Genomic DNA, 13240 nt, shown 5'->3' on the forward strand with positions numbered 1-13240 from the left:
TGGTCCGCTGACTTTCCATCGCCGCCACCATGCCACGCATCCAGCTATTATCCGATCATCTTGTCAATCAAATCGCCGCAGGCGAGGTCGTTGAACGCCCGGCTTCGGCGCTGAAAGAATTACTCGAAAACAGCATCGATGCGGGAAGCAAAAATCTGCAGATCGAACTGCAAGCGGGCGGCACCAAATTACTGAAAGTCATCGACGACGGCTGCGGCATCGCCAAGGATGAACTCGAACTCGCGCTGCATCGCCACGCGACGAGCAAAATCGCCAGCATGGACGATCTGGCTCGCGTCGGTACGCTGGGTTTTCGCGGCGAAGGGCTGGCGTCGATTGCCTCAGTGTCGCGCCTGACGCTGACCAGCCGCTTCAAAGACAATGGCGAGCTCTCGCCCCACGCGTGGCGAGTTGAAGCCGATCATGGCCGTCTGCTTGATCCGGAACCCGCCGCGCTCGCCGCTGGGACGACGATTGAAGTGCACGAGCTGTATCACCAAGTGCCGGCGCGTAAAAAATTCATGAAGTCCGACAGCACCGAATACGCGCATTGCGCCGCGATGATCGAACGCATCGCGCTGGCCAACCCGGACGTTGCGTTTACCGTTATCCACAATGGCAGCGCCAAAAACCGCTGGCAGGCGGGCGATTTGAACAAGCGCGCGGCGGCGATTATTGGCGATGAATTCGTCAAGACCGGTATTCCGGTGGATGAAGGTTTTGGCGCGCTCAAACTGTACGGCATCGCCGGATCGCCAACGCTGGGCAAATCCAGCCGCGAATCACAGTTCTTTTTCGTCAATGGCCGCTTTGTTCGCGATAAAGTCGTTCAGCATGCGCTGCGCGAAGCGTATCGTGACGTGCTGCACCACAATCTGCACGCGGCCTTCTGCCTGTTTCTCGAACTCGACCCCGAAGGCGTCGACGTCAATGTTCACCCGACCAAAATCGAAGTGCGTTTCCGCGAAAGCCAGGCAATTTATCGTTTTCTGATTACCAGCCTGTCCAAGGCGCTAGCGAAAACCACAGCCGGAGCGGCCACGCAAGCAGTCCAAGATACTGGCGGCAGTATTGATCCAGAGACAGGAGAAATATTAACCTCCACGGCAATACCCCCTAGTGGCGAATTGAAACCACAGGATTACGCACAGATGGCCTATCGCCATCAGCAAGCGATGCCGCTGCCCATGGCGAACGAACCGTTCGCCAGCTATGGAACAGTCTCGAGCGAACCAATGGCGCTGTACGACAAAATGTATGGCGACTTGCGGTATAGCGATTCGCGCTCGGACCACTCGCAATCAGACGCCAACCGCAATAACGCCGCGCAACCGGCGTGGATGAAGCAGCTCGAAGCAATTCGCCCTCCACCTAATTCATCCGCCAGCAACGAATTCTTCCCCACCGGCTTTTTGCCGCTAGGGAGTGCAAACAATCGCAGCGCTGGCAACGAAACATTAGCGCCAGCCGACGACAGCGCGATTCCGCCGCTGGGTTTTGCAATGGCGCAATTGCACGGTGTGTATATTCTGAGCCAGGCGCAGGACGGCATGATCGTCGTCGATATGCACGCGGCGCACGAACGCGTGGTTTACGAAAAGCTCAAAACCGCGCTCGATTTGCAGGCAATGCCGATGCAGCCGCTGCTGATTCCGCACGTTTTCACCGCCGACAAACTCGACGTCGCCACCGTTGAAGATCATGCGGAGGAATTAGCTGGGCTGGGGCTGGAAATCTCAGTCTCGTCGCCGACTCAATTGGCAGTCCGTGCCGTACCGATGCTGCTGAAAAACAGTAATCCGGTCGAGCTGGCGCAAGCGATGCTGCGCGATATCCGTCAGGTCGGTGTCTCGCAAGTCCTGGCTGGCCGCAGGAATGAATTATTGGCAACCATGGCCTGCCACGGCTCAGTACGCGCCAATCGCAGCCTCACGATTCCCGAAATGAACGCGCTGCTGCGCGAAATGGAAGTCACCGAACGATCGGGACAATGCAACCACGGCCGCCCAACGTGGTTTCGCTTGAGCATGAACGATCTGGACAAGCTGTTTATGCGGGGGCAGTGATGCAGCCGTATCGGGATGATCTAAAGCCATTGGCGCGTGAATTACGTCAACATCAAACCGATGCGGAGCAAAAACTCTGGCAAAGGCTGCGCCGCCAGCAGCTTGGCGTCACATTCAACCGACAAAAGCCGCTGCTGGATTTTATCGTCGATTTTTACTGCGCATCGGCCAAACTGATTGTTGAAATTGATGGTAGCCAGCATCTGAGCGAACAAGGCCGTGCCGAAGATCTGCAGCGAACGCGCATCCTGGAAAAAATGGGTTTAAGCGTTTTACGCTTTGATAACCGACAGGTTTTGAATGAGATTGATGCTGTTGTCGAAGTCATCGCCAGAACAATCAGCGCTAAAATCCCCCCTAACCCCCCTTCGATAAAGGGGGGAACAAAAACCACTGAGCGAAAAAACTCCGCGCTTAACCTTACTTCAGCCACCGGTCAAATTGACCAGATCAACTCAAGCCAATTAGCACCACCATCCAACGGCGCCATCACATCCGTCCCCCCCTTTGAAAAAGGGGGGCTAGGGGGGATTTCTGCGCCGAATGAGAAACACCGCATGCCAACTCAAAAACTCCCTCCCGCCATCTTCATCATGGGCCCGACCGCCAGCGGCAAAACCGCAGCGGCGATGCATTTGCTTGAATCTAGCTTGCCCGTTGAGCTGATTTCGGTCGATTCGGCGCTGGTTTTTCGTGATATGAACGTGGGCACAGCCAAGCCGACTCGCGCAGAACTGCTGCGCGCGCCGCATCATCTGATCGACATTATTGACCCAACCGAAGTGTATTCGGCGGCGCAATTTCGCTCTGATGCGCGAGCGCTGATGGATGACATCACCGCACGCGGCAAGATTCCGGTGTTGGTCGGCGGAACGATGCTGTATTTCAATACACTGGAACAAGGCATTCACGATTTGCCCGAGGCCGATGCGGCTTTGCGCGAGCAAATCCATGCTGATGCGATGCAACTCGGTTGGCCTGCAATGCACGAACGCCTCGCCGCACTCGACCCAATCACCGCGACCAGATTATCTCCGAACGACTCGCAACGCATAGAGCGCGCGATTGAAATCTGCATTCTGGCGGGCAGACCGATGTCGGCGATTCTGGCCGAACCGGCACAAGATACGCTGGCGTACAATCTGCTCAAAATCGCCCTGCTGCCCTCAGATCGCGCCGTGCTGCACCAGCGCATTGAGGCGCGTTACGACACGATGCTGGCCGGAGGGCTGGTCGATGAGGTCAAAATGCTGCGCGAGAAATACGCGCTGAACCTCGATCTGCCTTCGATGCGCTGCGTCGGCTATCGCCAGACTTGGGAATATCTCGACGGCGAAGCCGATCTGAAAACCAGCCGCGAAAAAGGCATCGCAGCGACCCGCCAGCTCGCGAAACGCCAGATGACCTGGCTGCGCGGGATGGATGGATTGAGCGTACTTGATTGCAGCGGAACGACAATGTCCGCCGACACACTCAAACTCAGCCTTCACTTCCTGCAAACGCAGACTTAAGCCAAATCAATGGGTATATCCATGCAGACCATATTTAAACTAATCTGCATCGATATACCCACTATAAGCCACTTGGTTTTTCTATCGCACCAAATCAATCCTAGACTTCAAGCCCTGCCCAAAACGCGCCCGCAATTGCTCCAGCAGGTAAATGGCCGCCCAGGCATACAGCGCGACGCCCGTAAACAGCGCCAAACGAACAAGGGATGCAGTCAGAACGTCTTTGCCGCTGGCGCTATCCTGAACCGCCGGGCCGAGAAAAATCACCAGCGTGATCATTGCATTCACCCAGAATGACGGTGGATAAGGGCTGGCCGTCAAGCGATACAGTCGCATTCCGATGGCACAGAACACCAGCGTCATCCACAAGGCAAACATCCATAGCGACGGCCACAAACTCAGTCCCTGCCAGACGAGCATTGCCAACAGCGCGCCAAGCAGGGTCGATCCAAGCAGTTCGCGCCCGGCGTTTTTTGCATTCAGCGTACTGGCTTGCTGGCTCAGCGTTGCCGTTTTCATGATCGCCGCCATATACAGCGCCGGGTTTTGCAGCGCCAGCAGCAGCACAGGCAACACAATGACGACACCACGAACGGCAGTCCACGTCGCCTGCTCGTTATCCGGAATCAGCGGTGTCGGCGGCTTGATGGGGACAAGATCAGGCCAAAGCAAATAAACCAGCGTACCGACGAATGCCGCCAGCACGATGCCGGAAGCCAGCGCATGAATGACGGTGATCGCCAGCGCCTGTTCCTGCACGCCGGCCACAGGAATCAGCGTAAAAGTCACAATCAGCAGACTGAGCAGCGGATGTGCTTTTTTCGTTCCGATATAAAACACCGTGAACAGCACCAGCGTAATCAGCACGATGGCGGCAAAAGCATAACTTTCGAGCAATGGGACGATCCAGACACCGATCCCGGTCAACAACATGAAAACGCCGGCCAGTACCGCGCTTTTAGCCAGCGGCATTGGCGATCCGGGTTTGCTGAGTAACAAAACAGCAATCAGCAGGCTGACATGCGGCACGGTAAAAGCAAAACCATAAACCGCAAGCAGCGCAATGCCAGCACCGAATCCCAGCCGCAGCACGAAACGGCTGCCCTGATCGATGACGGGGATGGCTGGGATGATGCTGGGCAGCTTAGTAGACATACGACAATAGGCTCATTGTGCGCAGATACAGTGCACCCAGTACATTCATTACACCAGTATTGCCGGTGTAAATCATCACATCAGCCTGCCCGCCGACGCGAACGCCTGTAACCCGCGCCATTTCACCCGCTTCAAACTCGATCGCCACTGGAAATCGCTGCGATTGGCGCAACCAGTCGCGATTGTTTTCTATCGTCGGCAGGCTGCCTGCCGGAGTCGATTGACCCGAGCTCACGCCGTTACCGATACTGCGAACCCGTCCTTTCAGCACTTCGCCCGGCATCACATCGAGCACGATGCCGACTTGATCACCGACTTTGACATTGCCCAGATTATTTTCGGTCATCTCGGCATTGATCCATAAATCATGAATCGCGATCAGTGTCATTGCTGGTGCACCAGTCTGGGTAAATTGCCCTGCATCGGTGCGCAAGTCCGTAATCAGTCCGCGTGATGGCGCAATGACTTTGGTGCGTTGCAGATCCAGCTCGGCCTTGGCAATTGCAGACCGTGCGCTGGCCAGTTTGGCATTATTGCTCTCGTCGCCGCCCATGTTTTCCTGCGCCCGAACGACTTCGGCCTGCGCAGCGGTCACTTTGGCTCTGGCCTGCTCACGCGCGGCTTGTGCGGTTTCAAGGCGCCGTACCGAAATGGCACCGGGATCTTCGGCGTAGAGTGTTTCCTGTCGATGCGCATCTTGTTCAGCCTGCAAGCGGGCGGCTTCGGCGGCGCGTAACGACGCTTTGGCCGAGTCAACACCGGCAGTTGCCGCACCCAGATTACGCCGCGCCGATTCGTAATCGGCCCTGGCTCTATCAAGCGCAATCTGGTATTGGTCGGTATCGACTTCAAACAGCAATTGGCCTTTTTTTACGTCGTCATTATTTTTGACCCAGACCTTTTTAACCGTTCCCGACACCTCGGCGGCGACCGGAACGACAAAAGCCTGCACCCGAGCTTGCGAGGTATAGGGCGTTAGCCGGTCGGCGGCAAAGTACCAGCTCAGGCTGAGCACGATGAGGATAAGCAAACCCAGCTGAATGCGGCGGGCGGCTTGTCCGGGCACGTCGGCTCGCTCGGTCTGGACTGGCGGAGTGGGCGTGCTGTCTTCGGCGGAAGGTGTTGGTGTCGTCATTTATTTTCGCTCGGTCAATTCATTCATTTGGCTGATGCAGTCGCTCAAACCAAAAACAAGGGTATATCGCTACAAGCGATATAAAACAAAGGCTAAAAAGCAATACGAACACAGGGTATCTATTTGCTTGAAGCCGCAGCAGCTGGCGAATCCAGCAAATCTCCCCAGTTGCTGCGTGCTTTCATCGTTGCCACCGTCTCATCGTCGAGTAATTGCGACGGTCTGGCGATTTCCCATGTTCCGCCCATGGCTTTGTAAACCGAGATCAGGCTGCTCACCACATTGCCCCGGTTACTGACCACCCGTTCCTGCTGGCTGAGCAAGGCGCGTTGAGCATCGAGCACCCGCTCGAACCCTGCCATGCCTTCGCGATACTGGATATTGGCAATATCGAGCGAGCGCTGCGCTGCGACCTGCCCTTGCTCGAGCAAATCGATCTGCTCCAGACTTTTGGCGTAGCTCACCGCAGCGTTATCCACCTCGCGTGCAGCCTGCAAAACCGCATCCTGATACAACTCGGCCAGTTGCTGAAATCGTGCATCCTGAACCCGGACATTATTCTTGATTCGCCCGTAATCAAAAATATTCCATTTGATGGCGGGACCAATCCCTAGATCAACGGTGCTTGGCGAACCTGAAATCGATGTGGTCGAAATCCCCAGCGAGCCCAGCAAGGTCAGCGAAGGATACAAATCGGCTTCGGCAACGCCGATCAGTGCCGATTGCGCTTTGAGCAGCATTTCGGCTGCACGAACATCGGGGCGACGGCGCAGCATATCAGCAGGCAGATCGGCAATCATATTCAGGCTGGCTTGCGGGACAATGCCGGTGCCGGTCTGCATTTCAGGCAAAGCGCCTGGCGCTCTGGCCAGCAGCGTCGCCAGCGCGTTTTGCGTCTGGCGCAACGACGCTTGCAGCGGCGGAATGCTCGATACTGTTCCCAGATATTGCGTGCGAGCTTGCTGCACATCCAGCTCGGATTCATTACCGCTTTTGAATAGGCGCTCGGTAATTTCAAGGCTGCGCTTCTGGATTTTTGCGTTGTTTTCAACGATTTTCAGCCTAGCTTCCAGCGTACGGATCATCGAATAAAACTCGGCAGTTTGCGCAGCCAGCAAAATGGCGACTTCATCATATTTGGCCAGCGAAGCCAGATAATTGGCATCGGCCGCTTCAATGCCGCGCGCAAAACGTCCCCAGAAATCGAGCTCCCAGCCAACACTCAGATCGGCCGAATAAAGCCATTGATTGGCCGAATGGCCCGACTGACGTCGTTCGGTGTTGAGCACGCTGCCATTGAGCTGCTGCACCTGAGGGAACATGGCGCTACCGGCAATCCCCTGCTGCGCCCGCGCTTCAAGCAAACGCAATGCCGCCGCTTTCAGCGTATGGTTTTTGCGCAGCACTTCAGCAATCAGTGCATCGAGCACCGGGTCATTAAAGTGCCGCCACCATTGCCCCTGGCGGGTCCAGTTTGAAACATCGCCCGACTTGGGTGCATTTTGCAAACTGTCACCCTGCCAGTCTGCAGCAATCTGGCTAGCAGGGCGAACATAGTCCGGCCCCAGCACAGTGCACGCTTGCAAACCCGACAAAGCCAGAAACAGGCAACAGCGCTTGAGCACGAACTGCTGCCGGTTTATGGCACTAAGCCTCATGCTTGGCATCCAGGGCATTCGCCGAAACCGGCTCATCAGGGTTCGTTTCTACCCAGCCCATGAAAATCAGATAGCCCAGCGCGAGCAAGGCTGCGCCGACAAACATGCCCAGAATCCCGCCGGAAACCATGCCGCCCAAGGCGCCCAGCAAAATCACCGGCATCGGTGCATCGACGCCACGGCCGAGCATTAATGGCTTCAGCACATTATCAGCCAGACCGGAAACACCCAGCAGTACCGAATAAAGAATTGCCGGCAAGGTGTCGTAGCCACCACCGAGCCAGATATACGCCAATGCGGGCAAGACAATCAGCACTGCGGGCAATTGGGCAATCCCCATCACCAGCGCAATCACGGCCAATACACCGGCAAACGGAATGCCGGCCAGCATCAAACTCAAGCCCAGCATGATCGCCTGAATGAAAGCCACGCCAATCACACCCTGCGCAACGGCGCGGATGGTCGCAGTCGATAACACGGTAATCTGCTCACCACGCTCAGCGCCGAAGACACGGCGATTGATGGCTCGTGCGCTTTCATGGCCACTGGTACCAAAGGCCATAATGACGCCGGCAATAATGAAAGAAAACAGAAACTGCAGCATACCGCCGCCAATACTGGCAACAAAACCCAGCGACGCTTTGGCCAGATCGCCAATTTTAGGCTGCAGCTTTTGAATCAGCATCGGCAGATCGGTCGCGGCCATACTCCATAGCGCATGCACTTTTTTGCCAATCAGCGGCCAGGCAGCCACCTTGTCCGATGGCGCCGGAATGATCAGTGTATTGTCTTTCATCGAGTGAATCAGCCCCGTCACTGAATCAGCAAGAGAGTTGGCCAGCAAAGTGACCGGAACAAAAATGACGATGATGCCCAGCAGCACCAGCAAAGTCGCACTGCGCCCTTGCTTGCCCCCCATTTTTCCGGCCAGCATCTGATGTAGCGGATATAGCGTCACCGCCAGAATCAGCGCCCAGAGCATCAAGGTCATAAATGGCGCGAAAATCTGGTAACACACACTGACCAGCACGACAATCAGACCGCCCTGAATCAGGACATCCAGTGCTCGGCGGGAAAATATTTTCTGCGTGGCTAAGTCAAACATAAACACCTCGGATGAGTTGGAAATTTCGTGCTTAGACTATATACCATGCGATTGTGCCATAGCTGCAAATACAAACAGGGCACAACTCGCAATTGCAGCAAAAGTTGGGGCGAAAACCAAACGTCAACAGATCCTACTGAGCCATTGGCCAGAAAGCCGGGTCATGCAGCAGATTGCCGATGCCATTGATGACAAACTGGATGCCGATACAAATCAGCAAAAAGCCCATGATCCGTGAAATGGCATTGATGCCGTCATCACCGAGAAAACGGTATAAACGGGTCGATGCGCGCAGCGTCAGCCAGGCAATATAGGCGACCAGCGCAATGCCGATGATGACGCTGACATAACCCAGCCAGACCGGCAAAGCCGTCTGGCTATGCACACCGGTTGACATCGAAATCACCACCGCAATCGAGCCGGGGCCCGACAGCGAAGGCATGGCCAGCGGCGTAAAGGAAATATCACGCTTAGGTTTCTCCGGCTGATGCGGCTCGTCGCTGGCATGATTGGCCCCCGGCTCGGCAAACAGCATATCAAAACCGAAATAGCTGATAATCAGCCCGCCGGAAATCCGCAAGCCCGGTATTGAAATATTGAAAAAATCCATAATCAACGCACCAGCGAGCAGAAAAGTCACCAGAATCCCCGCCATATAGATACAAGCGCGCTTGACCTGGGCGTTACGTTCGGACTCGCTCAAATGCGCCGCCATTCCCGGCAAAATGACAACGGTCATCAGGGGATTGGCAATCGGCAGCAATGCAGAAATGGTGGCCAGCACCGTCATGAAAATTTCGAAAAATATATTCTGCATGGGTATACGTCTGTAGCTCTCTATTTAATTAGTTTACATGAATATACGGGGGTAATTTTGGCGTTTCCAGCCGCCATTGCCATGCGCCGTAATCAGGCAGACCATCGACAAAAGGCGGAGCGGCTTCGCCGATAATGAGCGGCTGCAAATAGCGGATCGCATCAGCGGTAATACCAAAGCCCCCCGCATCGATAAACTCGGCCGGCAGTGGTTTTTCGATATTGGCGACATTAGCCAGTGGCACTGCGCCGACTTCCCAGGTGTACGGAATATCGCTGAGGCGCTCTATCGTCAGCATGATTTCGGACTGCCCGGCGACGGCAAACTGCACCGCAGCCTCGCCCACCGCGACCGCATGCGCCAGATCAGTCGCCGAAACCAGATGCCGCGCAGCGCGCTGCAAATAATCGGCTACCGCCCAGTGACATTTGAAACCCGTCGCGGCTCTGATTTGCTCGACCAGCAAGGGCGCGACACCGCCGAGCTGAACATGACCAAAAGCATCGCGCTCGGCAGTTTCACTCAACAAATCCCCCAGGGTATCTCTTACACCTTCAGCAACAACAATCACTGCGTAACCATACCTATCCACCGTATCTTGCACTGCCGCAATAAACCGCGCCGAATCAAAAGGCACTTCGGGCAATAAGAGCAGATGCGGCGGCTCACCGGCGCCGCGACAGGCCAAAGCACTTGCTGCAGCGATCCAGCCGACGTGTCGCCCCATCACTTCCAGCACGAATACCTTGCTCGAACTATCTTTTGTCAGACCATTGGCCATCGATGCCAGATCCAGCCCCACTTCGCGCACCGAAGTGGCGACATATTTGGCAACCGAAGCAAAACCGGGCGAACAATCGGTCAGCGGCAGATCGTTATTGATCGTTTTCGGGATGTGAATCAGTTGCAAAGGATAATTGGCCGCACGCGCCAGCTCGCTCAGCTGCATACAGGTTTGCGCGGCATCTTTGCCACCGTGGTAAAAAAAATAGCCGATATTCCACGCCTGTAAAACCGTCAGTAGCCGCTGCACCTGATCCGGATTTTTCAGCTTATGACGACAAGAACCAAAAGCGCCGCCCGGCGTTGATTTCAACTGGTTCAACTCGCGCACGCTCAGCACCGACGTATCGATCAGCGCTTCGCCGAGTACGCCGAGAATCCCGTTTTGCGCGGCGAAAAACCGTTCGAAATGAGCAGGATATTGTCGTGCCGTCAGCAACAAACCGGCAACCGAAGCATTGATCACCGGCGTTGCACCACCTGACTGGGCATAAAGGGCATTCATAGGCATGGCAGACACCTATTGCGACAAGAATGGGTTTATTTTGCGCGCTGCAGCAAATAGTGCGATAGGGATTTTCCACAATCAGGAGGACGCAGCGGTCGGCGTTTGCTGATCGTGGGTATTTTGCAGAAAATCGAACATCGTTTGTCGCAATTGCGGCATTTCATCGAGCGCTTCAACCACTCTGGCCAGCGTTAACAACTCACCCGCACTTTGCTGCAAATGGGGAAGCATAAAGTCATAGTCGCGGAAAAACATGCTCCAGTTCGGAAAACGCCGCTTCAGGATGACTTCCTCGCTCATCAGCTCGACTTCTTCGTTGCGCGGATCCTTGCTGATGGAAGCAAAAACTTTGCGGACAGTGTCGGGCGGGCCTTCGAGATATTGCAGAAAATACCCTTGCTGATACAGCAGCAAGCCGGTGATGTTCTGATGCGCATTGCGTAATTCGCATTCTCGCATCAGTTGAAAACGCATTTCCTCGGTCAGTAAATGCGACGAATGGCTGACATAAGTAATCGCCAACAGCATCATCATCTCCAGATTGCTCTCACTTCTTTGTAGTGCAAATCTGCATCCAAGTCCTTGTTTATCCAAGAAACTGGCATAAAAGGCCAAATCGGCAGGATGGGTGGCAATACTGCGACACATAAAAAAAAGCCACCGCAAGGGTGGCTTCTTCTTGTTTCAATTACGCGGCGATTAAGCGCGTTTTTTGAATTCCATTGTGCGGGTGTCGATCTCGATTTTGTCACCGATTTCGATGAAGGCTGCTACTGGCAATTCCAGATTGGTGCCTTTCAGTTTCGCAGGTTTCATCACTTTGCCTGAAGTATCGCCACGAACTGCCGGTTCGGTGTATTCAACTTCACGCACGACTACGGTTGGCAACTCAACAGAGATCGCTTTGCCGTCGTAGAAAGTCACTTGGCATTGGTCTTCCATGCCATCAACGATCAGACCGAGCGTGTCGCCGAGGTTGTCAGCTTCAACTTCATATTGGTTGAACTCGCCGTCCATGAAGACGTACATCGGGTCAGCGAAGTAGCTGTAAGTACAATCGAGGCGGTCGAGAACAACCACTTCCATTTTGTCGTCTGATTTGTAAACCACTTCAGAGCCAGAGCCTGACAACAGACCTTTAGACTTGATTTTAACGACTGAAGAGTTACGACCCGATTTAGAGAATTCGGTTTTTTGTACGACCAGAGGTTGGCCATCAACCAAGATGACGTTACCAGCGCGTACTTCGTGTGCGGTTTTGATTGCCATTGCGTATTACCTGAGTTTTATCGATTTTTGTGCAAAATCGATGTTTGAAAATAGAAAAATCCCGCTATTTTACCTTGGATTCGACAAATCTGACTAGGTTAGTCGCGACATCACCGAGTGAAATCAATTTTTGCCGCCATTGCTGCGTGTGCAGCTGCAATTGCTGCTGATGATGCAATAAATGACGCCAGGTAGTCGCTACGTCGCCGCCGTGATTCCAGACCTGCATCATCTGTCCCAACGCGGCCAGCGAGCTGTCTGGGCTCTCGCCCAAATAGCGATTTAAAAAAGCGTCGAGTTTGTCTCGATGCGCGTCGTCGTCCTGCGGATAAATATGCCAAATAAACGGTTTGGCCGCCCATTGCGCGCGCAGGAAAGAATCTTCGCCGCGAACAAAATTAAAATCGCAACTGAGCAGCAGCCGGTCGTAATCGTCCTGCGTCAGCATCGGCAAGGGATAAACATTCAAAGCACCGCGCCGATATACCCCACCTCGGCATTGCCATGCAGTGCGCTCTGATAGATTCATAGCGAGCAATACCCTGCCTTCCGGCACCAGCAGATTAACGCGCTGCTCACCAGCGGCCAATGCAGCAAGCCAGCTTTGCAATTCGGGCGGCTCGTAGGCAAACAGCGAAATCGTCATGCCGTCCGTCAGTTCGGGACAAAGCTGCGCCAGAAAAGCGCGCGAATCGGCATTATTCCAGCGCAATTGCATTTCGCGTTGCTGCTGTTCGCTAAAAACGCCGCCGGTGCGCTCGGTAAAACCGGGGAAAAAGAAATATTTGTTCAAGCCCTGCATATCATGAACCGGAGATGGCAGGCCATGACAGCCTTCAACCCAGTCTTCGGCGCTGAGATATTCGAGATTGACCCAGAGCGGGGACTTTGCGCGCGATTGCATTTGCGCCAGATAGGCAGCGGGCAGATGACAGGCAAACGCTTCAATGACGACGTCGGCAGCGAGCTCGTTGGCGGGAAAATCATCCTGCCAATGCCTGACCGTGACACCTTCAAGGTACTGAGTTTCCAGCGTGGCATCGATTTCCGGGCGGATTCTGGCAAAGCTCGCCAGATCGTCGACCCACAGCGTGACATCGAGCCCGAATTCACGCCCTAGCTGTCGCGCCAGCCGCCAGCAAACGCCTATATCGCCAAAATTGTCGACCACCCGGCAGAAAATTGCCCAGTTCATCGCCGTCATTCGCATCACCTTTCATCGCAGAGCCCGCA

The 13240-nt window shown here is 54.8% G+C and carries 11 protein-coding genes; 2 read left to right on the plus strand and 9 right to left on the minus strand.

The features are described 5' to 3' along the window. Window positions 1-29 precede the first annotated feature (29 nt). The gene (gene mutL / locus ACG2XO_RS01455) at window positions 30-2066 is read left to right on the plus strand and encodes a DNA mismatch repair endonuclease MutL (RefSeq protein ID WP_410499070.1); all 2037 of its coding nucleotides are present in this window, start codon (window positions 30-32) and stop codon (window positions 2064-2066) included. Then, window positions 2066-3577 (plus strand): tRNA (adenosine(37)-N6)-dimethylallyltransferase MiaA, encoded by a 1512-nt coding sequence (miaA, locus tag ACG2XO_RS01460; protein WP_410499071.1) that lies wholly within the window; start codon window positions 2066-2068, stop codon window positions 3575-3577. The genes mutL and miaA overlap by 1 nt, the downstream gene beginning before the upstream one ends. 81 nt (window positions 3578-3658) lie before the next feature. Here the strand turns inward: miaA and ACG2XO_RS01465 are convergent, their stop codons facing one another. From ACG2XO_RS01465 to earP, 9 genes are all read right to left on the minus strand, one after another. Continuing rightward, complete coding sequence (locus ACG2XO_RS01465; protein WP_410499072.1) at window positions 3659-4732, minus strand: DUF2955 domain-containing protein; 1074 nt, start codon at window positions 4730-4732, stop codon at window positions 3659-3661. Continuing rightward, a complete protein-coding gene (locus ACG2XO_RS01470; protein WP_410499073.1) occupies window positions 4722-5867 on the minus strand; it encodes an HlyD family secretion protein in 1146 nt (381 codons plus the stop codon). The genes ACG2XO_RS01465 and ACG2XO_RS01470 overlap by 11 nt, the downstream gene beginning before the upstream one ends. A gap of 119 nt (window positions 5868-5986) precedes the next feature. Further along, window positions 5987-7525, minus strand: coding sequence for an efflux transporter outer membrane subunit (locus ACG2XO_RS01475; protein WP_410499074.1), 1539 nt, complete (start codon window positions 7523-7525; stop codon window positions 5987-5989). Next, window positions 7515-8630, minus strand: coding sequence for an AI-2E family transporter (locus tag ACG2XO_RS01480; protein WP_410499075.1), 1116 nt, complete (start codon window positions 8628-8630; stop codon window positions 7515-7517). Before ACG2XO_RS01480 ends, ACG2XO_RS01475 begins: the two co-directional genes overlap by 11 nt. Before the next feature lie 133 nt (window positions 8631-8763). Beyond that, entirely contained in the window at window positions 8764-9447 is a 684-nt protein-coding gene (locus tag ACG2XO_RS01485) for a MarC family NAAT transporter (protein WP_410499077.1), read from the minus strand. 28 nt (window positions 9448-9475) lie between these two features. Next, complete coding sequence (locus ACG2XO_RS01490) at window positions 9476-10741, minus strand: 6-phosphofructokinase (protein WP_410499078.1); 1266 nt, start codon at window positions 10739-10741, stop codon at window positions 9476-9478. A 75-nt stretch (window positions 10742-10816) separates the two neighbouring features. Next, complete coding sequence (locus tag ACG2XO_RS01495) at window positions 10817-11272, minus strand: BLUF domain-containing protein (RefSeq protein ID WP_410499079.1); 456 nt, start codon at window positions 11270-11272, stop codon at window positions 10817-10819. 165 nt (window positions 11273-11437) lie between these two features. Next, on the minus strand, window positions 11438-12001 hold the full coding sequence (locus ACG2XO_RS01500; protein ID WP_410500218.1) for an elongation factor P: 564 nt from the start codon (window positions 11999-12001) through the stop codon (window positions 11438-11440). Window positions 12002-12071: 70 nt separating this feature from the next. After that, window positions 12072-13211, minus strand: coding sequence for an elongation factor P maturation arginine rhamnosyltransferase EarP (gene earP / locus ACG2XO_RS01505; protein WP_410499080.1), 1140 nt, complete (start codon window positions 13209-13211; stop codon window positions 12072-12074). Between the last annotated feature and the right edge of the window lie 29 nt (window positions 13212-13240).

It is taken from the genome of Chitinibacter sp. S2-10, from assembly GCF_046530675.1.
Classification (GTDB): domain Bacteria; phylum Pseudomonadota; class Gammaproteobacteria; order Burkholderiales; family Chitinibacteraceae; genus Chitinibacter.

Coding starts and splice junctions, on each gene's coding strand:
- mutL (WP_410499070.1), top strand. CDS start 30: ATGCCACGCATCCAGCTATTATCCGATCATCTTGTCAATCAAATCGCC.
- miaA (WP_410499071.1), top strand. CDS start 2,066: ATGCAGCCGTATCGGGATGATCTAAAGCCATTGGCGCGTGAATTACGT.
- ACG2XO_RS01465 (WP_410499072.1), bottom strand. CDS start 4,732: ATGTCTACTAAGCTGCCCAGCATCATCCCAGCCATCCCCGTCATCGAT.
- ACG2XO_RS01470 (WP_410499073.1), bottom strand. CDS start 5,867: ATGACGACACCAACACCTTCCGCCGAAGACAGCACGCCCACTCCGCCA.
- ACG2XO_RS01475 (WP_410499074.1), bottom strand. CDS start 7,525: ATGAGGCTTAGTGCCATAAACCGGCAGCAGTTCGTGCTCAAGCGCTGT.
- ACG2XO_RS01480 (WP_410499075.1), bottom strand. CDS start 8,630: ATGTTTGACTTAGCCACGCAGAAAATATTTTCCCGCCGAGCACTGGAT.
- ACG2XO_RS01485 (WP_410499077.1), bottom strand. CDS start 9,447: ATGCAGAATATATTTTTCGAAATTTTCATGACGGTGCTGGCCACCATT.
- ACG2XO_RS01490 (WP_410499078.1), bottom strand. CDS start 10,741: ATGCCTATGAATGCCCTTTATGCCCAGTCAGGTGGTGCAACGCCGGTG.
- ACG2XO_RS01495 (WP_410499079.1), bottom strand. CDS start 11,272: ATGATGATGCTGTTGGCGATTACTTATGTCAGCCATTCGTCGCATTTA.
- earP (WP_410499080.1), bottom strand. CDS start 13,211: ATGACGGCGATGAACTGGGCAATTTTCTGCCGGGTGGTCGACAATTTT.